Raw genomic sequence first — 480 nt, 5'->3', positions numbered from 1 at the left:
TTACATCTATGAAAGTGAGGATGGTTATCCGATTGCCTATCGCATGGATGGTGGACCAAATAAAAAGGGGAAAGAGGTTACCTATGCTCAATCCCGAAAAATACTTCAGGACTTCTTGCTTGATCACGGCATCAGCAAAACGAGCGCAAAAGACGCTATTGCTGCCTACTCATTGGATGCGAATGCAACGAGTGCTTCGTCAGTCGATGAGGCGCCACAGGTCGAAAAGACACCCATGACAAAACCCACAAAAGCCATCAAAGTAAAAGAAGCCTGGTGCAACCCTCGCGTGGACGACGAGTGCACCATCAATGGCGCGAAAGTGCCCAAAGCGGAGCTTAAGCAGTACCTGCCGGCGATCTACGAACTGGAGGTGCTGAATGCCGGTGGGTACTGCGAACATCCGATTTGTTATGACGAAAACGACAAGCCGGTTGGTATTCACTGAAACAAAAGGCACGGTATTTCCGTGCCTTTATA

General features: G+C 49.0%; 1 pseudogene. It reads left to right on the top strand.

Features of this window, described 5'->3' with window-relative positions:
• Window positions 1–448 (top strand): annotated as a pseudogene (locus ACI77I_RS32150) (hypothetical protein); the annotation flags it as partial.
• Between the last annotated feature and the right edge of the window lie 32 nt (window positions 449–480).

Origin of the sequence: Pseudomonas sp. D47, assembly GCF_045447305.1 — a bacterium.
Classification (GTDB): Bacteria; Pseudomonadota; Gammaproteobacteria; order Pseudomonadales; family Pseudomonadaceae; genus Aquipseudomonas.
Note: the sequence above shows the minus strand (reverse complement) of the source record. Positions and strands in the feature narration are given on the sequence as shown.